We start from the raw sequence: 24,371 nt of genomic DNA, 5'->3' as shown, positions 1-24,371 counted from the left end.
CTTGCGTATGTACTAATCTTACGCAGGCGCGGTTTTTGTTTTGCGTCCAAAAAACAAGAAAACGTCCGTAAATTTTGCCAACACGTCCGTATTTTGTAGAACGCGTCCGATTTTACACAATAAGCGAAGATAGCTGCGAGTAAATCTCAAGCGTTGTGGATAAAAGGTATTACAGGAAGATAGTTAGCGTTACTAACTCAGTCAACGAACTGAGAAAATAACAGTAATAGGCTCAACACTGTTAAAAACTCAGTCAACGAACTGAGAAAATAACAGTAATAAGCTCAACACTGTTAAAAACTCAGCTAACGAACTGAGAAAATAACGCTAACAAGCTCAACACTGTTAAAAACTCAGCTAACGAACTGAGAAAATAACGCTACTAAGCTCAACACTGTTAAAAACTCAGTCAACGAACTGAGAAAATAACGCTACTAAGCTCAACACTGTTAAAAACTCAGTCAACGAACTGAGAAAATAACGCTACTAAGCTCAACACTGTTAAAAACTCAGTCAACGAACTGAGAAAATAACGCTACTAAGCTCAACACTGTTAAAAACTCAGCTAACGAACTGAGAAAATAACGCTAACAAGCACAACACCGTTAAAAACTCAGTCAACAAACTGAGAAAATAACGGTAATAAGCGAATATGAACCTCTCTTGCGTTGAAAGCAGACCGTGCTTTCAACCCTAAGCAAGCTATGCGTGAGAAATAAGCGCGAAATCAAGTCGGATAACACACAAACCACAAACCAGAGACCTTAACGCAGAAAGCAAACTGCACGAATGTCGCCGCGCTCCAATCTTCAGACAATAACGCAGTCAATGCTCGCGCGGATTACGCGCCGCTTACGAAACTCGCGTTGAAAGCACACCGTGCTTTCAACCCTAAGCAAGCTCGGCGCTCCGAATTGCTTTCGCGCGCGCAATGCTGCGCGAAAGCAGGTCGTCGCGCTGCGCCAATGTCGAAAAACGACAACACCGCGCGTTCTAAAAACGCTCGTTATCAACCAACGCGCATAATCCGCGGCACACCAGCCTCAACAAGCTTCCGCTCAAGATTCTTAACGCCAACAACATCCGCAAAATTAAAACGCACAATCTTACTCACACCGCACTCCCTAAAAAGCACCGACTCACGCTCAGCCTGCCTATCAATATTGCGATTAATAGTGGCCTGATTGTAGGAATTACGCAACATTTGAGTATCAGACGAAGAATTAAAGTTGATATTCGAATGCGTAGAATTAGTCGAATCAACAAAATACTTGTCATACCCATCAAGCTCACCAACAATCAGGCCGCCGCCCGAAACCCGCCACAAAAAATCACACCTATACTTAACCCTGGAATTCGGCACAACAAACTCATGCTGCAACTCAGGCACCATAAACCCAAGATCAATCATCGTGCCGCGCGCGAAAGACTCACCGCCATTCTCGCTTAAACCATTCTTAAAAAAGCAAAGGCGGCGCAGCCTGAGAAGCGAATATTCCTCACTCCCAGATTTTCCGAACCCGCCGCCAACGAATGCATTCGCAAAAGACTCCGCAGAATTAGCAGTAACTACACTCTTCTCACGAGTACGCAAATCTTCATACTCTTCATTGAATGAATCGTACTCATCATAAACGTCGTCCACGTATTGCAATTCATTAGCGCAACCATTTCTACGTCCACCAGCAGAAGTCCCGTATCTTCTTCCGCAAATCTCAAGAACCTTGTTAAAGTTCACGTTATCACGCGCAGCAGAATCAAAAATCGGCAACGCTGTCCTAAAATTCACAGTATTCGCAACATCAAAAAGCATCGTGCTCTTGTCAACAATATGACTTCTAATCTCATAACTTACCCTGTCACTTGAATGCGGAAGCGTAACGAGACGTCTACCATGATTTCGACTCGGCTGCACAATGCGCACGTCATCACTTGTACCATCCTGCTCTTTGCATGTTCGCATAATCCTATGCAAATACGGATTATCGTTAGCAGACTTGTGCACAGAACTACGAATATAAATCTTCGTTGAACTTACATAAGAACTGAAGTTGCGCTGAATAATATCACTTCCATCTTCTACATAATCATAATTTTCCACAATATCATAGCCAAGTAGCGCAGCAGCAGTAGGACCAGTGAACTTCCATTCTGGATAAATCTCCATTAAAGAAATAGCTATGTGACGCATTTTTTCAGACGGATATAGCTTCTGCCAGTACTCAGTTCGCGCATAAAGATTGCGAAAAGTGCGCACAAAAGTGCCTTTTTTCACGCACCTATACGCATACTGCTTTTGCGCGCTAGTAATTGGTCGTATACACTGATGATTACTTTCTGCATTTTCAATCATGCGTATTATTTCGTTACTAGTATTGCTCATACAATTTATTATTCAAAGATACAATATTTGCGCAATAAATTTTGAGCGTTGTGGATAAAAGGTATTACAGGAAGATAGTGAGCGTTACTAACTCAGTCAACGAACTGAGAAAATAACGGTAATAAGCTCAACACTGTTAAAAACTCAGTCAACGAACTGAGAAAATAACGGCGATTACTTGCCAGAAAGAGTTCGCCAGCGAGATTTGGTTAAAACGTTACGATGGCGCACGCGAGTTTCGTGCATAAGTGGCACGTCAACGGAAGAATCCACGCAATATGCTTCAAAACCACACTTTTCCTGAACTCGTTTCGACTTATTGTTGCCATCGTAATATCCGCACCAAATAGTCGTCATGTTAAGTTCGTCAAAACCGTACTGAATCAAAGCTTTCGCCGCCTCCGGAATATAACCGTTACCCCAAAAAGGCTTACCAACCCAATATCCAAGCTCACACTCATCATCTCTAGTAGTCATATCCGTATGACCGTTAAGCTTTAGCTCAATACATCCAATCGCCTTGTTACTCGACTTTAAGCACACAGCATAACATTCTTTTGCGCTAAGAAAAACATTCTTAATAGTAGATTTGCTATCCTCAATACTTTTGTGAACAGGCCATCCTGCAATAGGTCCAACATCTGGATCTGCAGCATACTTAAATAAATCTTCAGCGTCATCTTGAGTCCAAGCGCGCAAGATTAATCTTTCCGTTTCGATTATTTGCTTACTCATTTTTATTCACAATCTAGTAAAAAGGGTTGAATGAAGCCAGTTTGCAACGCCGTCGTCGTTGTTGGAAGCGCAAACTTCGTCCGCAATCGCAAGCAAGCGCGGGTTACTATTCGCCACCGCTACCCCGTAACCGCCGGCACGGAACATATCAATATCAATAATATCGTCACCAAAAACAACCGTGCGGCTCGCCTTCACGCCCAAGCGATCGCAAATAACGTTCAGCGCGTGCCCTTTATTCGCAAGAGGATTCGTAAGCATCCACAACACGTCTTCGCTAATATGCAAGGAAAAATCATCCGGAATAATACGCTGAAGCTGCTCCTTCTCGCTATCTCGCGGCACAATAATGATTTTGTCTGCAATGCCGTGCGGAACGTTAGAAAAGTCGGTAATAACAAAATCTTGCTTACTCCAAAGCATACGCACGTCAAAATTAGTGTAACGAACGTCGTTCATAACAATACCAAGCCGAAGCGTAGGAATCTCATTCAGCAAACGCAAGCAAACATCACTAGCAAGATTAGAATCAAAACCAAAACGCGTAAGAGTATCAATACTTCGCTGCGAAGTAAGCTCAGAAACAGTGCTATTAACGCAATCAAAATCAATAAGCGCACCGTTAAGATACGCGCAAACTTGAGCTTCTAAATCGTGAACAAAATCAAAAGCACTGCCAACAGGACGAGCCGTAATAATAGCAAGTGGAATACCGGATTCGTGCAAACGCTCAGCTGCTTGCACGGTTTCGCTGCTTAAATAGCGACCTTCAAAAGTGTCGGAATCGTGAAGCATAGTGCCGTCAAGATCAGCAATTACTAAAGAAGGAGAAAAACGAAGCATTGTAAGAACCTAAATAAACGAGAGTAGATAAATAAATAAGACTAGATAGATAAATAAATAAGACTAAATAACAAAAAGCGCACAATCTGCTGACTATGCGCTTTTTACAAAAAGAATACTTTAGATTAGCGAGAACTTAGTCATTAAGTTCAAAATAACAATCACCGCAACCCAAATCAGTGCAATAATAACGGTCCAACGGTTCAAGTTCTTTTCTGCGACACCAGAACTACCAGCGTTCTTGGTCAAGCCGCCGCCGAACATGTCGGAAAGGCCGCCGCCCTTGCCCTTGTGCATCAAAATTAGCAGAGTAAGCAAAACGCTAGTAAGCACAAGCAATACCTGCAAAAAGATTTTCAGAGCGGACACAAGTAACCTCCTGTCTTAGAGTACTCGATTAATTTTAATAAGAACCGTTGACCTATAGACGCGCCTGAGCCGCGGTGAGTCGCACAATATTCGACAACTCCTCGGCATCCAAAGATGCTCCCCCAACCAAGAATCCGTCAACATCTGGCTCTGCAATAAGGGTCGAAGCATCGGCCGAAGTCACGGATCCGCCGTAAAGAATACGAACAGTATCCGCCACGTCGCTGCCAAAAGTAGCGCGCAAATCCTCTCGAATAGCAGACGCCGCTTCCTGAGCCGACTGCGCATTAGCAACCATTCCTGTGCCAATCGCCCACACTGGCTCGTACGCAATAATCAAACGCTTAGCCTGCTTCGCATCCAAATCGAGCGTAACGTCGTGAACCTGCCCCACCGCAAAATCGAGCGCAATTCCCTGCTTGCGCTCCTTAAAACTTTCACCAACGCAAAGAATAGGCTGCATTCCGGCTGCAAGAACCGCGCGAACTTGGTCAACAATATTCGCATCGTCTTCCGGATGATACTTGCGGCGCTCAGAATGGCCAACAATCACCATTGAGCATCCAAGACTTGCAAGCATATCTGCCGAAACATCGCCTGTAAAAGCGCCTTGAGCAGTTACAGAAACCGCTTGCGCTCCGTACAATATTGGCAGACGGTCGGATTCTACAAGAACTTGCACGCTTCGAATAGAAGTAAAAGAAGGCATAAGCGCTACTTCGCAATCGTGATAGTCGTAGTGAGCATCGCGTAGCAGCCACACAAATTTTTGTATAAAATGCGTTGCTTCGCGGTGATTGAAATTCATTTTCCAATTACCTGCGACTAAATAAGTGCGATTGGAACTCATGCAAACCCTTCTTAAAAAATAATCACAAACTATTGCAAATTACGCAGCTATATTGAGAGTTACGTAACTGCACTGCAAATTACGTAGTTATATTGCGAATTACGTAGTTATATTGCAAATCACGTAGCTATATTGCGAGTTACGTAACTGCACTGCAAATTACGTAGCTATGTTGCGAATTACATAATTACAGTGCATTATGCCGGTTCAACTGAGAAATCATAATATTAGAAATCATAATATGTTTGATATTCTCCGTTGAGCCGGCAAATACGCAATATAAAACTTGAGAGCTTTTATTACTTAAGATAATTACTTGCGAAATAATTAATTAATATAATTACTTGCGAAATTACTTAAGATAATTACTTGCGATAATTACTCAAGCACGCTCAAGCCTGGAAGAGTCTTGCCTTCCAAGAACTCGAGGGAAGCGCCACCGCCAGTGGAGATGTGCGAGAAGCCATCTTCTGGGAATCCAAGGTTGCGCACTGCGGAAGCAGAATCGCCGCCACCAACAATGGTGAAGGTGCCGTTCTTAGTGGCATCAACCAAGCCCTGAGCTACAGCGCGAGTGCCGGCTGCAAACTCTGGAACTTCGAACACGCCCATAGGGCCATTCCACACGACGGTCTTGGAATCGACAATCTTGTTGTGGAAAAGCTTCTGAGAGTCAGGGCCAATATCCAAGCCCATCTTGTCGGCAGGAATAGCGTCGGCTGGAACAACTTCTGGAGCAACAGGAGTATCGCCTGCTGGGAAGCCAGCGTTCACAACAATATCGGTTGGGAGCACAAGCTCAACACCGTTCTTCTTAGCGGTTTCAATGTAGCCCTTAACCTTTTCGAGCTGATCTTCCTCAAGCAAGGAAGTACCAACTTCGTGACCCAAAGCCTTAAGGAAGGTGAACACCATGCCGCCGCCAATAACAAGACGATCAGCCTTAGAAAGCAAGTTTTCAATAACGCCGAGCTTGTCGGAAACCTTGGAACCGCCGAGAACAACGGTCAAAGGACGCTCTGGATTTTCGGTTGCGCGAGAAAGTGCCTTAACTTCCTTCTCAACAAGCAAACCGGCAGCTGCTGGAAGATCTGCAGCAACATCGTAATTAGAACCCTGAGCGCGGTGAACAACACCAAAGCCGTCGGAAACGAATACTTCACCAAGAGCTGCAATCTTCTTAGCGTAAGCTGCGCGCTCGGAAGCATCCTTGCTGGTTTCTTCGGCATTGAAGCGCACGTTTTCAAGCAAAACAACGTCGCCATTATTCATGGCAGCAACCTTAGCTTCAGCATCCTCGCCGTAAGTATCTGCAGCTAAAGCAACATTCACGCCAAGAAGTTCGCCTAAACGAGCTGCTACTGGAGCCAAAGAAAGCTCTGGAACAACCTGACCCTTTGGACGACCAAGGTGAGCCATCAAAATTACCTTCGCACCCTGCTCACGCAGAGCTTTAATGGTTGGCAAAGCGGCGCGAATACGACCGTCGTCGGTGATTGTCGTACCCTTAAGAGGAACGTTAAAATCGGCGCGAACCAAAACGCGCTTGCCGCTCAAATCTCCCAAATCTTTAAGTGTCTTCATTGGTATCCTTTCCAAACCATATTGGCTTACCATATTTGACTTACATACTGGCTTAGCGTGCCGGCTTACTTCGTTCAACAAGACGCAAAATCAGCCTCAAATATCAACACATTGCCGGGTGCAATTATACCGCACATCTTCAACAATCCCTATGAACAACGCAGCTTTGCAGTCGTGCTTCTGCAAACGGTGATTACTTGCTGCTTAGTGAACTTTAACATTCATGCCGCTGCACACGCCACACCAATAACAATCTCGCAACCACCAAACCATCCGCAGCTTAATTAAGCGACTTTAGTTGCAAGAATATTAGCGAGGTAGAGATTTGAGATTTTTCGCACAGAGCGCGGCGAACGTCAGAGCCGAAGGCTGCTGATTCGCCAAGCGAAGAAGAAAAATTGAAAAATCTCTGCGATTGAATGAGGTTATTAAAGATTAAGCACGCAGAGTTTGGGGGATTTCTCTACGAGCACTAAAAGAGGACTGATGGAGCAACGTTCTTTAAAGAACAAAGCAGACAGTAAAACCTTTAACAGCCAAAGCGACTGAAGGACGGGACGTGCGAGGAGAGAAATCCCCCAAAACTCGCGCCACACTAAGCAAGAACTTACTTGCCCAACGCAGCGCGAAAGCAGGTCGTCGCGCAGTCAAAACTCATAGACGAAATCCAAGAATCTCACAAACAAAAAAGCGCGAGAAGTAAAAAACAACTCGCGCAATTAAAAATTAACTCTGCAACAAACCACGCAAAAAACAGAATTAAAGCTGCTGCATGCGCGACTTCTCAACCTTCACCGAAAGCTGCAAAAGCCTGCGAATACGCCCTGCAATAGCATCCTTCGTGATTGGAGGATCCGCCAAATGTCCAAGTTCTTCCAAGCTTGCGTCGCTATGCTCCAAACGAAGCTTTCCAGCCATAAGCAGGTTATCTGGAATGTCGTCGCCCAAAATATCGAATGCGTGACGAACTTTTTCGCAAGCTTCAGCCGCGGCTTTTGCGCTACGTCGCATATTCGCGTCGTCAAAGTTGGCAAGGCGATTAGCTTTTCCGCGAGCCTCCCCATCCGAACGCTTTCCTGTCCATTCGCGCGCGGAACGAGGAGCACCGATAAGAATAAGCATGCGCTCAATTGCGTCAGAATCGCGCAAAGTTACGCGCTCCGAGCTGCGAACTTGACGAGCTTTGGCGCTAATACCCAATCGCGCTGCCATCGTTTGCAAAGCGTTTGCGGCTTCGTGAGTTGGGCACACGACTTCCAAGTAGCTTGCTTTGCCAGGATCGGAAATTGCGCCGTGAGCTAGGAATGCTCCTCGCCATGCTGCTTTGATTTGAGCGATACTTCCGCCGACAATCTCCGGAGCTAAGCCTGCAACAATACGCATGCGGCGATCAAGCAAACCGGATTGCAAAGCCAACGCCGCTGCACCATGCTCAACAACTACGTCGTAACGAATCACAGTACCAGTAGGAGTTTGGCGCGAAACTTGGGAAATGGTTGCTTCCCTTTGAAAATGCGTCTTCAATACTTCAACAAGCCATTGTGCTGCACGCTGCGAATCTAATTGTGCACGAATAACAGCTTGGTTGTTTACTGGCCTTAAACCGCCAGCAAAACGCATCATTGCTGCCGCTTGAGCCATAATGACCGTCGGGAGCTCATTGTTGTTGGAAACGAGTTCATTTTTGACGTCGTCAAGAAGAGCCAAGGGACAACCTCCTACTTTCGTTCTTCTTAAAATATGCGTGCTTATTAGGTACTTGCATGATACGATAACACGCGACATGCCCGGCTTTCTGTGATACAGAATACGTTGGACATTTTAGCGATATTTGCATACGTTTGCACATACTTGCAGCACAAAAATTTCGTTTTTACTTTTACTTACTTTTTATTTTTACTTTTACTTACGATCTTCGCTGAAGTTCGCGCGCAGATACAGTAACTTGCAATCCGTGCAATCTCAAGCGTCTTGCTAATTCAATACTCACCGCCACTGAACGATGCTGGCCGCCTGTGCAGCCAACAGCAATAGTTACGTAGTGCTTATCTTCTTTAGCAAATCCGTCGATTGCAGTAAGCAAAGCCTTTTCGTAAGAGTCCAAAAAAGCAGCCGCCGCAGGATTCGAAAGCACGTAATCGCTTACAGCTTTATCTTTTCCAGTTAAGTCGCGCAATTGCGGCACCCAGAATGGATTAGGCAAAAATCGCATATCTGCCACAAAATCAGCGTCCATAGGAATTCCGTATTTAAATCCGAAGCTAAAAATGTGCACGGATACTGTTGAAGAGCCTTTGCCCAGTAAGCTTTCGTAAAGCTTTGTGGAAAGCTGGTGGATGCTCAAATTTGAAGTGTCGATAATAATATCCGCGCAATCTTTTAAATGACCAAGCAGTTCGCGCTCTTCAAGAATGCCGTCAATAAGCCTGCCACCGCGCTGCAAAGGATGAGGCCTTCGCACAGACTCGTAGCGCTTAATAAGCACTGAGTCTGAAGCGTCGAGGAACAAAATTCGCGTTTTTACGCCAAGCTCGTCAATATGCGCAAGAACAGCAAACAGGTCGTCGAAGTATCCTCGCGAGCGCACGTCGATCACAGCCGCAAGCTTATGCACTTTTGATCCGGAAGACGTCATCATATCTACCAGCGGTATTAAAAGCTTCGGAGGAAGATTGTCAATAACGTACCAACCCATGTCTTCCAAAGCGTTAGCTGCGTGCGAGCGCCCGGCTCCGCTCATGCCGGTGATTAGCATGACTTCGAATCCGCCAGCTAATTGCATACTTATTGCGCTTTGAGCTTGAGTATTTGCGTCTAATTCGCGATGCGCGCTATGTTGCGCACTATTTTGCGCATTATTTTGCGTACCGATTTGCGCGCTATTTTGCACATCGCTATTTTGCGCGCTATTTTGCGCGCTATTTTGCGCATCATCTTGCTTTTCGGCGCTCATAATGCCTCCTGTAATGCTTTTCGCATGCAATTGCTTAAATATTCACAGTCTCTAGGTTTATCGTAATCTGCGGCCTTGTCAGAATCATTCTCAAAAATATTTTCCGAGCTTTCTTCCGATTTTTCTTCAGAACTTACTTCATCTTTTTCTTCCGAATTCCTGTATTCGAACGTCATCAGCTTTACTTGCTCTAATGCTTGATACAAAAGCATTTCTTCACCGCCGATTCCCAATCCGTATTGCCTGAAAGCGCTAAGAAGCATGCTCGGGCGAGGATCGTACACTACGTCAAGCAGCGCACCCAATCTTTTTACGCAACTATTTTGGCAGTACGCTTTTAGTGCTATTGCCAAGCCGTCTGCAACGTGCGCTGGAACTGTGCTTATTACAATATCTGCTTCTGCAATTGCGCGAATTGCGTCTAGCGAGCTTAGGGATTTCAAAATGAGAGATTCGTCACATTCCGATAATTTTTCCGCGCCTAATTTTTCCGCGCTATAGTCGGCAAATTTTTCAAGCGCTTCTTCACTAAGCGTTGGGAATTCAATACCTCGCACTGATTCGTATTTTGAATCAGCTTCCCTACTTTCAGCTTCCCTACTTTCGTTTTCCGCGCTTTCAGCTTCCCTACTTTCAGCTTCCCCGCTTTCTAAGCACGGCTCTATGCTTCTGCTATTTGGAGAATCCGCGCAGTACGCGCGCAAAAGATTATTAAAACGCTCTACGCCTTTTACGCTACCGTCATTTTCAGTTCTTGCAATAACTTGCACCTGCTCAAGTTTCGAAGCTTGCGCAATTTCTATCAGCGCCGCCATTGCAGAAGATGCCGTGTTGCCGCTTCCAATAATAACGGCCTTTTTTACTTGGCATATGCTCTCGTGCAAGGATCGAATAAAAGCTGTAATTATGCCACTTACGTCCGTGTTGCACAGTTCAATTTGCGAAGGCAAAGCTGTTGCAGGATTGCTTGTAAAAATCGCAGTATTTGCTACGTTAAGTGCTTTAGACCAGTAGTCGCAAGGAGTGCCGAGTTTCATTATGGTTTTTTTAAGCGGCATTGTAAGGCTTAAGCCTTTCCAAGAATCGTCAAGAGTGGATATAAAATCCGCCAACTCTGTTTCGCTTACTTTTTTCTTGCTATATTGCCAATTCTTCAAGCCTAAAGCTTTATAAGCTGCGTTGTGTAATACGGGAGACAGCGAGTGCGAAATAGGATCTCCTAAAACTGCGCAATTGTATATTTTCTGCATATTCGCTTCTTGCATATTCGCTTTTTGCATATTCGCTTCTTGCATATTCGCTTCCTGCATATTCACTCCTCAGTACGCAAGTAAGTCTTTTGGATCAACACAAAAACGCAATTCTCCTGCAGAGCGCGTAGCTACGTGATACGCTACTTGCTTATACAGACGATTTACTAATTCTTGCCTAGAAGATAATGGCACTTTTACAACAGCTTTTACGCGATCGTCAAGTTCGTCAAAATGCTGATAATGATCCGTTACAGGCGCGTGCATTGGCACAATTCCTAAAAGTTCAGGCTTTAGATTAGTTTCGTCACTATTTTCGGATTTTACAATTTCGTTAGATTCGTTATTTTGATATTCCGAAATTGCTCCAATATTATTCAAAGCTTTAATAACGGCATCGCGCGAGCCCCAAACGCACGCAGCAGTCACAAATGGTGGCAAAACAGCTTGCTCACGCTCCGAAAGCTCATTTATCGAAAGTTGCGTAGTATCCCACAAAGTAAGCGCTTTAGCTAAAGCCGGGTAAGTTTCTCCAATTAGCAAAACGCTTCCGCCTAATGTCCTAGAAGCGCATAATCCTGCGGCTTTCATCCACGCGGTAAGAGTGTCAATTCGCGCGTCAAGACCGGAAGCGTACAAGCTTACCCAAGCGTCTAATATTGCAACAATTCCGTATTCTCCATTTTGATTTCCATCTTTAGATTGGACGCGAGGCTCAGCTCCAGGAGTTGACACAATAATTACAGGCTTTTGATCAATGCACTCAATAATTCCGTGCATTTGATGCGGTGATGAAATAAAAATAGGAACGTTACGAAATAGTTTTGCTAATTCTTCTGCAGTACCAGCAGCGCCCACGCGTATAACGCGCATTTTATTGCTTCCACAATTAGCGCAAGACCATGAGCTTGCGCTAGCTCCGCACCAAACGCAACGCGCAGCATCTTTTCCGTAAGACACGTCAATCGGACCAGTACAGCGTCTACAACGCGCCTGATGCAAGCAAGAATTGCAAACTGCAGACTGAGTAATACCATCTTGCGGAATTGAAAGAAGCACAGGCTTTCCATCTTCAAGAACTTCTTTAATAGCTCTTACAGCAGTATGCGGTATGCGCGCGCCAATGCTTGGATCAGCTAGTTTTAATAATGCTTCGCGATTAAGCCAGCGAACCCACGGCATAAGTTGATTTCGAACTTCTGGTATTGGCGTTACAGCAATACTGCTGCCGCTTACTGCAGATTCGTAAGTTTCTACAGAAGATTTTTCTGCACACTGATTTAAATTAGCAAAATTAGCAAAATCAACTTCACTTTGACTTAACGCGCTTCGAGAATACGACATTGCCACAAACACGCCATCATGCTTTTTTGCACGAAGTCGCATCACTCCGCGAGCTTGAGCATAAGGCATCATTCCGTCAGCATACTGGTACGCGCAATCCTCAACAATCGCAAATAACGCATCCCCTTCAACCGGAGCATACATTGCAGCGCGCGTTCCAAGCACACACGGCACTATTCCGGAAGCTACAGCACGCCAAGCTCGATAACGGTCAGCTGGAGCGTCAGAAGAAGAAAGCCTTGCAACATCTCCGTCAAAACCTCCAGCAGAAAAACCAGGATGCTGCACGCTAACTCGCTTATAAGGCTTCAAACCATAAGCCATAAGCGCTCGCATAACATCGTTTACTTCCCGAAGGGTCGGCAAAACAGCCACGGCCTGCTTTCCTTGACTTACTGCCGTAACAATCATCCAAGCTAAATCTTGAGCAAGTCTTTGAGATCCAGGTAAAGCATCAACAATAAAAGATTTATAAGCGCTACTATCTTTTGCACTTACTTTTTTACTATCTTTTCTAGTTAACGCTTGATTTAGAAGATCCGCATTTTTGTACGAAGAAAGCATGCGAGCGCAAGTTGCGTAAGAAGAATTCGCGTCAGTATTGCTAGCTAAACGCTGCTTAAGCTTATTGCACCAATCTTTTCTGCGATGCAAACGTATGCTGTCAAAAACTTCCTCATGCTCTACTCGAGCAACGCGCTGCGGCACAGCAAGTCGAAGAATATTCGCGCTAGTTCCGCCATAAGCTTTAGCAATATCGTCAATATCGTCTCGTAAAGATTGAGAAAGTAGCACGTCTGAAGGAAAAACGCGTTCAATAAACCGTAAAGCAGATTCAGGAGTATCCGTGTGCGAAGAACGAGACCAAATAACGCCTGTAAGCCTTTGCGCACCAAAACGCACGCGCACGAAAGCACCCGGCTGAGCATCTTCATCTTGATCTTTTGATACTAAATAATCAAATGTGCGACCTAAATGAGTTGCTTGAACGTCTAGCATCACGTGAGCAATAGCACAATCGTCTGCAGGAACGCGCGAAACAGCATTACGCTTGCGTTTTGTTTTGCGCGCTAATCCATCTAACGAAGGTTGCTCTGCCATTTTAAGCTTCTACTTAAGATTTAAAGCTGCACGAAGATTCTCGGTGCGATTCGTTTCTTCCCAAGGGAACGTAACGTCCGTGCGACCAAAATGACCGTAAGATGCGGTTTTAGCGTAAATTGGTCGAAGCAAATTAAGCTCGTCAATAATTGCAGCCGGACGCAAATCGAATACTTCGCGTACAGCGCGCGCAATATCGTCGCGAGTAATGCCTTCAGCTTCAGTGCCAAATGTTTCAACGTTTACGCTTACAGGATCTGCAATACCAATAGCGTACGCAACTTGCACTTCTGCTTTATGAGCAAGGTCTGCCGCAACAATATTTTTTGCAACCCATCGAGCAGCATAAGCTGCTGAACGGTCAACCTTGCTAGGATCTTTTCCAGAAAATGCGCCGCCGCCATGGTGAGCTGCACCGCCATAAGTGTCAACAATAATTTTTCGTCCCGTTAAACCAGAATCTGCAGCAGGGCCGCCCAAAACGAAGGAGCCAGTAGGGTTCACAAGCATGCGGTACGAATCGTGCTCAATGTTTTTGGAAAGAACTTCTTCAAGCACAGGCTTAACAACATGCTCAACAAGCTGTGCCTTAAGCCAGTCGCTTGAGACTTCAGGATCGTGCTGAGTAGAAATTAAAACAGTATCCAAACGTTGAGGCGCGCCTTTAGAATCGTACTCAATTGTGACTTGCGTTTTGCCATCCGGACGCAAATGCGCAACCGTACCGTCTTTTCTTACGCTAGCAAGCTTTTGTGCTAAACGGTGTGCGAGATAAATTGGAAGAGGCATTAAAGTGTCAGTTTCGTCACTTGCGTAACCGAACATAACGCCCTGATCTCCTGCGCCTTGAGCTGCGTAACGTTCCTCGCGAGAAGCGGCACTTTCGTGGCTTTCATCCAAGCGCGCAACACCCTGGTTAATTTCAGCACTTTGCTCGGTTAAGGAAACCATTACGCCGCAAGAATCTGCGTCAAGACCAATCACAGAGCTCGTATACCCAACATTTCGAACTACTTTGCGCACAATACCAGGAATGTCGCTATAAACTTCACCGCGCACTTCCCCAAAAACCACAAACTGGCCGACGGAAGCGCAAACTTCCACCGCCACATGCGCATGAGGATCTTGACGGAGCATATCGTCCAAAATAGCGTCTGCGATTTGGTCGCAAAGCTTATCCGGATGACCTTCAGTAACAGATTCTGCAGAAATTAACTTACGTTCTTCCACATTCCCCCCTAATTAATAGTCAAAAAAGGCTATATAAAGCGAAAAACGCAGCCGCTCATCTGCTTTAAGCACAATAATGCGACTGCGAATACGTAAAAACGTTACAGCAATAAAATCAACTAATAAGATGATTATTTAGCTAAATTTAGTTAAATAAATTTAGTTGCCTTCGCTTAAATCGTCTTCACCAAGCGTTTCTTCAAGCAAACCTTTATTAATTTCGCGGAAAGCAATAGCTAAAGGCTTTTCTTGATTTTGATACTCAACTAATGGGCCAACATTTTGCAACAAACCTTCATTAAGCTGAGTGAAATAAGCATTAATTTGACGTGCTCGTTTTGCAGCAAATAAGGCAAGCGCATACTTGGAATCCGCATGTTGCATTAAATCATCAATTGGTGGATTCGCAAGACCCGTAGGTGTTGGCTGAGTGCCTAATGCCATAATATTCTCCAAATTCTATGGTGCTACAATAGTTCCAAATCGTCTATTATAGGCTATTGAGTGGATAAATCGTAAGTTTTATTTATAAGTCGTATTCTCGCGCAATTACGTTCCACAACTCGTCGGCAGCTCGATCAGCATTGTCGTTAACAATAACAACATCAAACTCTTTAGCTGCAGCGATTTCAACCTTTGCCGTTTCCAAACGTTTTGCTTGCTGCTCAGGAGTTTCTGTGCCGCGCCCAATAAGACGACGCTTAAGCTCTTCGAAACTTGGAGGCGCAATAAACACGTAAACAACTTCCAAACCAAGACGCGAAGCCTCTTGCTTCACTCTCCTAGCACCTTGCAAATCAATTTCGAGCAAAGTAGGAATATCCTGCTCAAGATGATCCAAAACCGGCTGAAGCAAAGTTCCATAATGAGCCATGCCATGAACCAAAGCAGTTTCCAAAAACTCGCCGTTGCGCTTACGACGCTCAAACTCTTCTTCATCCAAGAACCAGTATTGAATACCATTAAACTCGTCCGGACGAGGTGCGCGCGTAGTAGCAGAAACAGACAACCAAACATGAGGATGCTTCTCGCGAAGTATTCCTTCTACTGTGCCTTTACCGGCTGCAGTAGGTCCAGTTAGCACGATTAATCGGCGCTTAGGCTGTGAAGATTGAGAATCTTTCACATCATCTTTGGTAGTCATTTCCTTTACCCTCTAACTTATTCATGTTCGTCAGAATCTATAAGAGCCTGACGAATATCCCATGCTATGCGTTCAGTTGCAGCCGAAAGCTCACCAATACTAGGGCCGTGAGACGCAATAGAACGCGAAACAGTTACCAATACATTACCATGCGTGCCAGCAAAAACACGCTTTAAGTCGTTAGCTTCTGCACCTTGCCAGCCGTAGCCTGGGGAAAGAATAGGTCCGGTGAAACTTGTGACATCAATTCCGCCACCGTTCATCCAGTCGCCAATCGTAGCTCCAACAATTAAACCAACCGAGCCTAAGCCTTTAGTTTTATCGTTAAAACTTTGAGCAGTTTGAGCAATTCCGTTAGCTACAGTAGTTCCGCGGTAATCTCCATTTTGGCGGATTGCAGTTTGTAAGCTTGCACCTTCACGATTAGAAGTTAAGGAAGCAATAAAAACGCCTCTGCCGTTATTAAGAGCTTCGTTAATTAAGCCGCCCATTGAGCGAGCGCCGTAATAAGGAAGAAGCGTAATAGCGTCGGTAAGAAGAGGAGAATCCGGCTTAAAATACGCGTCTGCAAGTGCAGAAATAGTAGTGGATAAACCGCCGTGACCGCAGTCAACGATTGTTATAACATCCATTTGACGAGCAGCATACAGCACACGTTCAAGCGCTGCGAAACCTTTAGAACCGTAGCGCTCAAACATGCTGGACTGGAATTTAACCGCTGCTGCTCTTCCGTTCATTGCTTGCAACATTCGCATTGAGAACAGCTCAGCACCGAGAGCATCCATGTTGTATCCCCAATTCAGCAACATTTTGCGATGAGGATCAATACCAACGCATAATGGGCCATATTTTGCCATAGCGTTCTTCAAACGCAAACCAAAATCTGATCTTTGCGCTTGTACTTCTTGATCGTGAATGCTCTCGGTCATATATTAAGCCCGACTTTCTTGATTTTCTGCCTGTTCAATTGCAAACAGCTGCTGAGCATGCTCTTGAATGCTCATCACCTGATAATCGTTGTTCTTAACAGCTTCAATAGCCATCAAAACTGGAGCGAACTCTGTAATTGTAGTGAATTGTGGAAGATCCGCTGCTACAGCTGCTGCACGAATTGCGTAACCGTCTGTACGAGACCCTCTCGAATTCGGTGTATTGAGTACCATATCAATCTTACCATTCTCGATAAGCTCTACAACGTTTTTACCAATTCTTTCGTGCGCTTTCTCATTATTATGCACATCCTTCGCCGTGTCGCCGCGGCTAGAAAGCTTGTCAACAATCACAGAATCAATGCCATAACGACGAAGCACAGAAGCAGTACCCTCAGTAGCCCAAATCGTAAAACCAAGCTCTACTAAGCGCACAGCAAGAAGCGGCAATTGCCTCTTATCAGCATCACTTACAGACACAAAAACGTTGCCGCTGGTTGGCAAACCTCCCTTGTATGCTGCAAGCTGACTCTTAGCAAAAGCGTGAGGGAAATCACGATCGAAGCCCATAACTTCGCCAGTAGAACGCATCTCTGGGCCGAGCAAAATATCAACCGTGCGACCAACAGGAGTGCGGAAACGCTTGAAAGGCAGCACGGAAGCTTTAATGGCAACCTGCTGGCCTGGGTGAATGTCACCGCCGTCTCCCTTTGGAAGAAGAAGACCGCGCTTGCGCTGCTGAGCGATTGTTTCACCAGCCATAATTCGAGCAGCCGCTTTAGCAAGAGCAACACCCGTAGCTTTAGAAGCAAACGGAACAGTGCGCGATGCGCGAGGATTTGCCTCAATTACGTACAAAGTGTTCGCCATAAAAGCGTACTGAACGTTAATAAGACCGCGAACAGAGCAGCCGCGAGCAATCGAAAGCGTGCCTTCGCGAAGGCGACGAATTTGATCGTCCGAAAGCGTGCTTGGAGGAAGAGTACAAGCAGCGTCACCAGAGTGAACGCCAGCTTCCTCAACATGCTCCATAATGCCACCAATATAAAGCTCGTTGCCGTCGTAAAGCGCGTCAACGTCGATTTCAATAGCGTCCTGAAGGAACTTATCAATCAAAAGCGGCGAAGGCAAGCGTCCAGAAACAACAGTATCCGCACGAGCCTCATCCAAAGCGCGCTCAACATACTTTGCAAGCTGAGCATCATCGTACACGATTTCCATGCCACGTCCGCCAAGCACGTAGCTTGGGCGCACAAGAACCGGGTAGCCGATTGCGTGAGCCGCATCCTTTGCTTCCTCAAGGCTCAAAGCTGTGCCGTAGCGAGGAGCATTCATGCCTTCTTGACGAAGAACCTCACCAAAAAGCTCACGATTTTCCGCCAAATCAATAGCTTCAGGAGTAGTTCCCAAAATTGGAACTCCTGCAGCTTTAAGACGAGCAGCAAGCGAAAGCGGCGTTTGACCACCAAGCTGCACAATCACGCCCTTAACAGGACCAAGCTTCTTTTCCGCTTCGTAAATTTCAAGCACATCTTCGAAAGTAAGAGGCTCAAAGTAAAGACGGTCAGACATGTCGTAATCTGTAGAAACTGTTTCAGGATTGCAATTAACCATAATGGTGTCGTAATCCTTACCCAATTCCTGAACAGCGTGAACGCAAGTGTAATCAAACTCAATACCCTGGCCGATTCTGTTCGGGCCAGAGCCAAGAATAATCACAGCTTCGCGATCGCGCTTCTTCAACTCGCTTTCGTCAGCGTAGCAAGAATAGTAGTACGGTGTTGCTGCGTCGAACTCGGCTGCGCAAGTATCAACCGTCTTGTAAACAGGGCGCAAACCGTAAGCCCAACGAAGCTCACGCACCATGTTTTCGCCTTCGTCGCCAAGATTACGCAAATGCGCAATTTGAACGTCCGAAAGGCCTGCAAGCTTAGCGCGCTTCAAAACTTTAGGAGTTAAGGTTTCAGCTTCACGAACCGCGAGCGCAGTTTCGTTAATTTGAGCAAGCTGCTCTACAAACCAAGGGTCGATTTTTGTTGCTGCAAAAATCTGCTCCGGCGTTGCCCCGCCCCAAAGCGCGCGCTGAATTTGCAAGTAGCGGTGCTCTGTTGGCGTGTGCATTTCTTCAAGAAGCTTATTAACTTCTTCCTTACTTGGGCGCTCGCCATCCCAGTTAAAGCATGCGTGACGCTTGTCGATTGAGCGCATTGCTTTTCCAAGAGATTCCTGGAAGTTTCCAGCCAAAGCCATTGCTTCGCCAACAGACTTCATGGAAGTTGTAAGAGTGGTGTCTGCTCCCGGGAACTTTTCGAAAGCAAAACGCGGAATCTTCGTTACAACGTAGTCGATTGTTGGCTCGAAGCTTGCAGGAGTTGAGCGAGTAATATCGTTTTGGATTTCGTCCAAAGTGTATCCGAGAGCAAGTTTCGTTGCGATTTTTGCGATTGGGAAGCCGGTTGCTTTAGACGCGAGCGCGGAAGAACGAGATACGCGCGGATTCATTTCGATTACGATGATTCTGCCGGTTTGAGGGTTGATTGCGAACTGAATATTGCATCCGCCGGTGTCGACGCCAACGCCTCGAATAATCGCAATACCAATATCGCGCATCTTTTGATACTCGCGGTCTGTAAGCGTAAAGCAAGGAGCTACGGTAATAGAGTCGCCTGTGTGCACGCCTACAGGATCCACGTTTTCGATTGGGCAAACAACTACGACGTTATCTTTTGCGTCGCGCATAAGCTCAAGCTCGAACTCCTTCCAGCCTTCAATGCCTTCTTCAATAAGCACTTCGTCGGTTGGAGAATAGTGAATGCCGGCTCCTGCAATTCGGTGAAGCTCTTCTTCGTTATGAGCAATACCAGAGCCGAGGCCGCCCATTGTAAAGCTTGGGCGTACTACTACCGGGTATCCTAAAGTTTCAACAATTTTGTCTACTTCTTCGATTGTGTGAGCAATAAAGGATTTTGCGCTTTCTGCTCCAGCTTTTTCAACGACTTTTTTGAAAAGCTCACGGTCTTCGCCGCGGTCGATTGCTTCCAAAGAAGCACCAATCAGCTCAACGTTATATTTTTCTAAGATTCCTGCACGACCCAAATCCATTGCAGCATTAAGAGCAGTTTGACCACCAAGCGTTGGAAGAAGCGCATCCGGACGCTCCTTTGCAATAATTCGCTCCAAAATCGAAGTGTCGATTGGCTCAATGTATGTTGCGTCAGCAAGCTCCGGATCCGTCATAATCGTAGCAGGGTTGGAATTAACCAAAATTACGCGAATGCCTTCTTCGCGAAGAACTCGGCAAGCTTGCGTTCCAGAATAATCAAATTCTGCAGCCTGACCAATAACAATCGGGCCGGAACCAATTACCATAACCGACTTAATATCAGTACGTTTTGGCATAGTAAATTTCTCTTTCCGTAAATCTTAAAATCTTACTTGCTTTTTCGAGTATTACTTGCTTTTTCGAGCGTTTTCGCGCATCAATTGCACAAAGCGATCAAACAGATAGGAAGCGTCGTGCGGACCTGCTGCAGCTTCCGGATGATATTGCACTGAGAATGCTGGAATATCAAGGCATTGCAAGCCTTCTACAACATTGTCGTTCAAGTCAATATGGGAAACTAGCACGCGACCAAAGTGGCCGTTTTCGTAAGGAGATTGCACAGGGCCGTCAAGAGGTGCGTCCACTGCAAATCCGTGATTGTGAGCAGTAACTTCCACTTTTCCGGTTGTAACGTCTTTTACAGGCTGATTAATACCGCGGTGGCCAAACTTCAGCTTGTAAGTGCCAAAGCCGAGCGCGCGACCAAGCAGCTGGTTTCCAAAGCAGATTCCAAAGAACGGGTAGCCTGCGTCCAAAACTTTACGCAAAAGCTCAACTTCGCGATTTGCTTGGCCAGGATCTCCAGGACCGTTCGAGAAGAATACGCCGTTCGCGTTAAGCGCTTGCAACGATTCGAAGCTGATTGAGGAGCTTACGACGTGCACGCGGCAGCCGCGCTCAGCCAAACGGTGAGGAGTCATAGATTTAATACCAAAGTCGACTGCTACAACAGTGTAAAGCGGATCTTTTCCTTCAAAATCACCACAAGGCTCAATCGTATACGTTTCTTTAGTACTTACTTCATCCGTTAAACGCAAGCCCTGCATTTGAGGAGTCTGCTTAATCTCGTCAACGAAAGAAGCGACGGTACGAAAAGCCCCGGTTGACGAATCAACCAGGGCCTTATTAGAAAAAATGCCGGCACGCATAACGCCTACCGAGCGTAAATGACGTACCAGCTTTCGAGTATCAATACCACTAATGCCAACGATACCTTGCTTTTGTAAATCGTCTTCCAAGGAACCTTCAGCTCGCCAATTGCTAACTACTGGGCTTGGCTCCTTAACTACGTAACCTGCAACCCAAATGCGATTAGATTCAGGATCTTCGTGATTCATTCCCGTATTACCTATGTGTGGGAATGTTTGAACTACGATTTGTTGATCATAACTTGGATCAGTTAATGTTTCTTGATAACCAGTCATGCCCGTGGAGAACACAATCTCGGCGCGCGTAGAACCTCGCGCACCAAAAGGCTTACCAACGTAAACCTGACCATCCTCCAACACCAATACTGCATCATCACTGCCGAATCCGGCAAAGGTGTCGTTATAATCCACCTTAACCCCCTTATGGCTTTAGGATATTCGTGGCAAGTTTACTCAGGCTGGCGGACGGGCGACGCGCCGCGTGACGACCTATTTGAGCGCTCCAAACGTGGGTAATCCATCTCGCGTTTGGAGCGTTTGGTCTGGTGAACCCCTCCAAACATGGGGAAATTATCTCGCATTTGGAGCGTTTGGTCTGGTGAACCCCTCCAAACGCGGGGAAATTATCTCGCATTTGGAGCGTTTATGGCCGCGAATCCCTCCAAACGTGGGGAAATTATCTCGCGTTTGGAGCGTTTGGTCTGGTGAACCCCTCCAAACATGGGGAAATTATCTCGCATTTGGAGCGTTTGATTTAGCGTGATGGCAGCATAGCTTAACTGCGAAGATACTAACTCAACTACTCCTGAGTGTCAGCAGCAGCAGTAGGTTCCGCAGCCGCGTCGCTAGAGTCTTGAGCTTCGCCGTTAAACTTTGCTAAGCAAGCGTCTTTATCTGCCATAATCGCGCTTAGAAGTCCGTGAATAAACGCAATAGCTTCCTCATCGCTATACATTTTGGCAAGCGCAATAGCCTCATCAATCGCAACCTTATCTGGAATTTCCTCGTTAAGAAGCATTTCCCAAACTGCAATGCGCAAAATATTACGATCAATAACAGCCATTCTTCCAACTTTCCAGCCGGTTGAATAACGGTTAAGCGTCTTGTCAATTCTGTTGCGTCGCTCTCCCACGCCTCGAACAATCTCAATAGCGTACTCTGGGAGCGGAGTTTGAGCACCAGGCTCTTTAACGCGCTCCTCCAGCAAGGAAAGAATAGGCTGATTCTTTTCATCCGCCTCATAAAGCGTATTCAAAGCCCTCTTACGAGCAGTGGAACGTGCCATAATAGTGCCCTTCTGTGCAAAGTATTAAAAATACGCGACCCAGCAACGAATAATCGCCACCGGGTCACACTATAAAAATTATTTAGAAATAAATAACTAATTTAATTAGATAACTAAATTAATTAGATAACTAAATTACTAACTTAATTAGATAACTACTTCTTTAGTTTTCGCGACCAAGGTAAGAGCCGTCACGAGTGTCGACCTTCACCTTTTCGCCTTCACCCACGAAGAGTGGAACCTGGATTTCAGCGCCAGTTTCCACGGTTGCAGGCTTAGTGCCAGCGTTAGAACGGTTGCCCTGCAAGCCTGGCTCAGTATGCGTAATAGTCAAAATTACGGAAGCTGGAAGCTCAACGCTCAAAGGAGTACCGTCATGGAAGCTTACGATGCAGTCGGTGCCTTCAAGCAAATACTTGCTCTGCTCGCCAACCAAAACCTTAGGAATATAAACCTGATCGTAAGTGGTCATATCCATGAAGACGAAGTTGTCGCCATCTTCGTAGGAGTATTGCAAAGTACGATTATCAACGGTCTCGAACTCCATCTTCATGCCGGCATTAAAAGTCTTGTCGACAATCTTGCCCGAGAGCACGTTCTTAATGGTGGTGCGCACAAAAGCAGGACCCTTGCCTGGCTTCACGTGCTGGAACTTAACAACGGTCCAAAGCTGACCTTCAAGGTTCAAAACCGATCCATTTTTAATATCATTGGTAGTCTGTGCCACGAGTTACCCGTTTCTTTCGCTAATAAAGCTGCAATTTTAGCAGCTTAAGAAATAAACCTTGCCTATTATGCCACAAAGCGTCAACTTAATAGATTTACAAATCATTTTTCAACAAATCCAACAGCTTTGACACTAATTCAGCAACATCAGATTTAGGCGCAGTACTTGTCAAAACCGACATTCCAAGCATTTTATCGCCGCTTTTAATAATCATGAAATAGTTGTACACGTTCTTAATTCCCTGGCCTCGATGCGCCATAATAGTTATGCCGCTTGGAATTCTAACGCCATCAGCCGCAATATTATAACCTGTTGGATTAGTAATAAACGAATTTCCCATTGCTTTCGAAAGCATCATCGCAGCATCATGAGCGGAAGTGTAATTATCGTTACCCGCTTTCGCCGCATTAACATCGCCAAATTTACGCTCAAACGAAGTGTCCGAGTAGTCGTTACGATACAACCAATTATTTAATCCATCTAATCCGCCTTGAGCATCTATAAGCTCGTTAGCGGAAGCATTGCTCATCGTTTTAATAACGTTTTCGTACTGTTTCTCATAGTTATAATCTGCCACTTCCTGAGCATGCAAGATTACAGGGAAATAAAAACCAACAGCCGGGAATTGAGTGTGCGAATCGTTAGTCTCATACACAATCTTGTTTCTATCTGAAATAGCAACAGATACGTAATAATTTTGCGCAAAATCTTTTATTAAATTAGTAATTTTTTGCGTATTCAGTTTTTTACCTGCAGAAATAGCGCTGTCACTATTGTCTTCATTTTCTTTACTGTCGCTATCGTCACTGCTGTCGCTATCGTCGTCTGAATCCAAGTCATCATCTTCTTTAACATGCTTCTTTGGTTTCTTCTTCGTTTGCTCTAATTTAGCTTGATTACGCGCTTTAGCAGATTGCTCATTATTGACGTACCACCATACGCCGCCGCCTATTACTAAAACGCAAGCAACAATAGCGCTGATTACAGTAATAATGATTCGCTTCTTATTTTTATCCGCATTCGCATCGTAATTTGCAACATCAGCTTGAAAATATTGCGCATCATTTGCGTAAGGCTGATTCGTCGGATAAGAATTTTGGTAAGAAATCGCTTGCGTTGGAGCCTCTTGCGATTCATTTTGCACGACATTATCTTGCTGCATACTTGCTAATGGAGCGCCACAAGTATCGCAGAATTTGCTATTCTCCTCATTTTGACTGCCGCATTGTGTACAGAACATATTCTTCCCCCGACTAAATTAAATTAACGAATCGTAATAAATTAACGAGCCGTAATAAATTAACGAATCTTGTTGATTTTACAATAGTATTACAACAAAGTTTTACGCAACGGAACGTAAAATAATACGTGCTTCATCTTAGTTACGAAATCT

Annotated in this window: 19 protein-coding genes; all 19 read right to left on the bottom strand. The window is 45.3% G+C overall.

What is annotated here, in order from left to right; translation table 11 throughout:
* Positions 1-1,009: 1,009 nt before the first annotated feature.
* On the bottom strand, positions 1,010-2,383 hold the full coding sequence (locus ACTJLE_RS02135; protein WP_481267235.1) for an AMP-dependent synthetase: 1,374 nt from the start codon (positions 2,381-2,383) through the stop codon (positions 1,010-1,012).
* 174 nt (positions 2,384-2,557) lie between these two features.
* Positions 2,558-3,118, bottom strand: a complete 561-nt coding sequence (locus tag ACTJLE_RS02130; RefSeq protein ID WP_481267234.1) for a GNAT family N-acetyltransferase — start codon at positions 3,116-3,118, stop codon at positions 2,558-2,560.
* Positions 3,119-3,124: 6 nt separating this feature from the next.
* Positions 3,125-3,961 carry an HAD hydrolase family protein gene (locus tag ACTJLE_RS02125; protein ID WP_481267233.1) on the bottom strand — a complete coding sequence of 279 codons (837 nt, stop codon included), beginning with the start codon at positions 3,959-3,961 and terminating at the stop codon, positions 3,125-3,127.
* Between the two features lie 120 nt (positions 3,962-4,081).
* On the bottom strand, positions 4,082-4,330 hold the full coding sequence (gene secG, locus ACTJLE_RS02120; protein ID WP_119487530.1) for a preprotein translocase subunit SecG: 249 nt from the start codon (positions 4,328-4,330) through the stop codon (positions 4,082-4,084).
* A 52-nt stretch (positions 4,331-4,382) separates the two neighbouring features.
* Positions 4,383-5,180: a triose-phosphate isomerase gene (gene tpiA, locus ACTJLE_RS02115; protein ID WP_481267232.1), complete on the bottom strand. Its 798-nt coding sequence runs from the start codon at positions 5,178-5,180 to the stop codon at positions 4,383-4,385.
* A gap of 378 nt (positions 5,181-5,558) precedes the next feature.
* Positions 5,559-6,764, bottom strand: a complete 1,206-nt coding sequence (locus ACTJLE_RS02110) for a phosphoglycerate kinase (RefSeq protein WP_481267231.1) — start codon at positions 6,762-6,764, stop codon at positions 5,559-5,561.
* A gap of 759 nt (positions 6,765-7,523) precedes the next feature.
* Positions 7,524-8,471 carry a DNA-binding protein WhiA gene (whiA, locus tag ACTJLE_RS02105; RefSeq protein ID WP_119487533.1) on the bottom strand — a complete coding sequence of 316 codons (948 nt, stop codon included), beginning with the start codon at positions 8,469-8,471 and terminating at the stop codon, positions 7,524-7,526.
* Between the two features lie 199 nt (positions 8,472-8,670).
* Positions 8,671-9,546: an RNase adapter RapZ gene (gene rapZ / locus ACTJLE_RS02100; protein WP_481267268.1), complete on the bottom strand. Its 876-nt coding sequence runs from the start codon at positions 9,544-9,546 to the stop codon at positions 8,671-8,673.
* Between the two features lie 167 nt (positions 9,547-9,713).
* On the bottom strand, positions 9,714-11,027 hold the full coding sequence (locus ACTJLE_RS02095; RefSeq protein WP_481267230.1) for a shikimate dehydrogenase family protein: 1,314 nt from the start codon (positions 11,025-11,027) through the stop codon (positions 9,714-9,716).
* A 9-nt stretch (positions 11,028-11,036) separates the two neighbouring features.
* Entirely contained in the window at positions 11,037-13,412 is a 2,376-nt protein-coding gene (locus ACTJLE_RS02090; protein WP_481267229.1) for a primosomal protein N', read from the bottom strand.
* Between the two features lie 9 nt (positions 13,413-13,421).
* Positions 13,422-14,642: a methionine adenosyltransferase gene (gene metK / locus ACTJLE_RS02085; RefSeq protein WP_481267228.1), complete on the bottom strand. Its 1,221-nt coding sequence runs from the start codon at positions 14,640-14,642 to the stop codon at positions 13,422-13,424.
* Between the two features lie 159 nt (positions 14,643-14,801).
* On the bottom strand, positions 14,802-15,086 hold the full coding sequence (rpoZ, locus tag ACTJLE_RS02080) for a DNA-directed RNA polymerase subunit omega (protein WP_119487536.1): 285 nt from the start codon (positions 15,084-15,086) through the stop codon (positions 14,802-14,804).
* Between the two features lie 82 nt (positions 15,087-15,168).
* Positions 15,169-15,786 (bottom strand): guanylate kinase, encoded by a 618-nt coding sequence (gene gmk / locus ACTJLE_RS02075; protein WP_119487537.1) that lies wholly within the window; start codon positions 15,784-15,786, stop codon positions 15,169-15,171.
* 17 nt (positions 15,787-15,803) lie between these two features.
* On the bottom strand, positions 15,804-16,715 hold the full coding sequence (gene pyrF / locus ACTJLE_RS02070; protein ID WP_481267227.1) for an orotidine-5'-phosphate decarboxylase: 912 nt from the start codon (positions 16,713-16,715) through the stop codon (positions 15,804-15,806).
* 3 nt (positions 16,716-16,718) lie between these two features.
* On the bottom strand, positions 16,719-20,114 hold the full coding sequence (gene carB / locus ACTJLE_RS02065; RefSeq protein ID WP_481267226.1) for a carbamoyl-phosphate synthase large subunit: 3,396 nt from the start codon (positions 20,112-20,114) through the stop codon (positions 16,719-16,721).
* Between the two features lie 51 nt (positions 20,115-20,165).
* Positions 20,166-21,377, bottom strand: coding sequence for a glutamine-hydrolyzing carbamoyl-phosphate synthase small subunit (gene carA / locus ACTJLE_RS02060; RefSeq protein ID WP_481267225.1), 1,212 nt, complete (start codon positions 21,375-21,377; stop codon positions 20,166-20,168).
* Between the two features lie 388 nt (positions 21,378-21,765).
* Complete coding sequence (gene nusB, locus ACTJLE_RS02055; protein WP_481267224.1) at positions 21,766-22,251, bottom strand: transcription antitermination factor NusB; 486 nt, start codon at positions 22,249-22,251, stop codon at positions 21,766-21,768.
* A gap of 163 nt (positions 22,252-22,414) precedes the next feature.
* Entirely contained in the window at positions 22,415-22,978 is a 564-nt protein-coding gene (gene efp, locus ACTJLE_RS02050) for an elongation factor P (RefSeq protein ID WP_481267223.1), read from the bottom strand.
* Between the two features lie 94 nt (positions 22,979-23,072).
* Positions 23,073-24,218 carry a zinc ribbon domain-containing protein gene (locus ACTJLE_RS02045; protein ID WP_481267222.1) on the bottom strand — a complete coding sequence of 382 codons (1,146 nt, stop codon included), beginning with the start codon at positions 24,216-24,218 and terminating at the stop codon, positions 23,073-23,075.
* Positions 24,219-24,371: the final 153 nt, after the last annotated feature.

The organism is Gardnerella sp. CCPDSM (assembly GCF_056754715.1).
This window is presented reverse-complemented; position numbering and strand designations above follow the sequence as displayed.

Coding starts and splice junctions, on each gene's coding strand:
- ACTJLE_RS02135 (WP_481267235.1), bottom strand. CDS start 2,383: ATGAGCAATACTAGTAACGAAATAATACGCATGATTGAAAATGCAGAA.
- ACTJLE_RS02130 (WP_481267234.1), bottom strand. CDS start 3,118: ATGAGTAAGCAAATAATCGAAACGGAAAGATTAATCTTGCGCGCTTGG.
- ACTJLE_RS02125 (WP_481267233.1), bottom strand. CDS start 3,961: ATGCTTCGTTTTTCTCCTTCTTTAGTAATTGCTGATCTTGACGGCACT.
- tpiA (WP_481267232.1), bottom strand. CDS start 5,180: ATGAGTTCCAATCGCACTTATTTAGTCGCAGGTAATTGGAAAATGAAT.
- ACTJLE_RS02110 (WP_481267231.1), bottom strand. CDS start 6,764: ATGAAGACACTTAAAGATTTGGGAGATTTGAGCGGCAAGCGCGTTTTG.
- rapZ (WP_481267268.1), bottom strand. CDS start 9,546: ATGCAATTAGCTGGCGGATTCGAAGTCATGCTAATCACCGGCATGAGC.
- ACTJLE_RS02095 (WP_481267230.1), bottom strand. CDS start 11,027: ATGCAGGAAGCGAATATGCAAGAAGCGAATATGCAAAAAGCGAATATG.
- ACTJLE_RS02090 (WP_481267229.1), bottom strand. CDS start 13,412: ATGGCAGAGCAACCTTCGTTAGATGGATTAGCGCGCAAAACAAAACGC.
- rpoZ (WP_119487536.1), bottom strand. CDS start 15,086: ATGGCATTAGGCACTCAGCCAACACCTACGGGTCTTGCGAATCCACCA.
- gmk (WP_119487537.1), bottom strand. CDS start 15,786: ATGACTACCAAAGATGATGTGAAAGATTCTCAATCTTCACAGCCTAAG.
- pyrF (WP_481267227.1), bottom strand. CDS start 16,715: ATGACCGAGAGCATTCACGATCAAGAAGTACAAGCGCAAAGATCAGAT.
- carB (WP_481267226.1), bottom strand. CDS start 20,114: ATGCCAAAACGTACTGATATTAAGTCGGTTATGGTAATTGGTTCCGGC.
- nusB (WP_481267224.1), bottom strand. CDS start 22,251: ATGGCACGTTCCACTGCTCGTAAGAGGGCTTTGAATACGCTTTATGAG.
- ACTJLE_RS02045 (WP_481267222.1), bottom strand. CDS start 24,218: ATGTTCTGTACACAATGCGGCAGTCAAAATGAGGAGAATAGCAAATTC.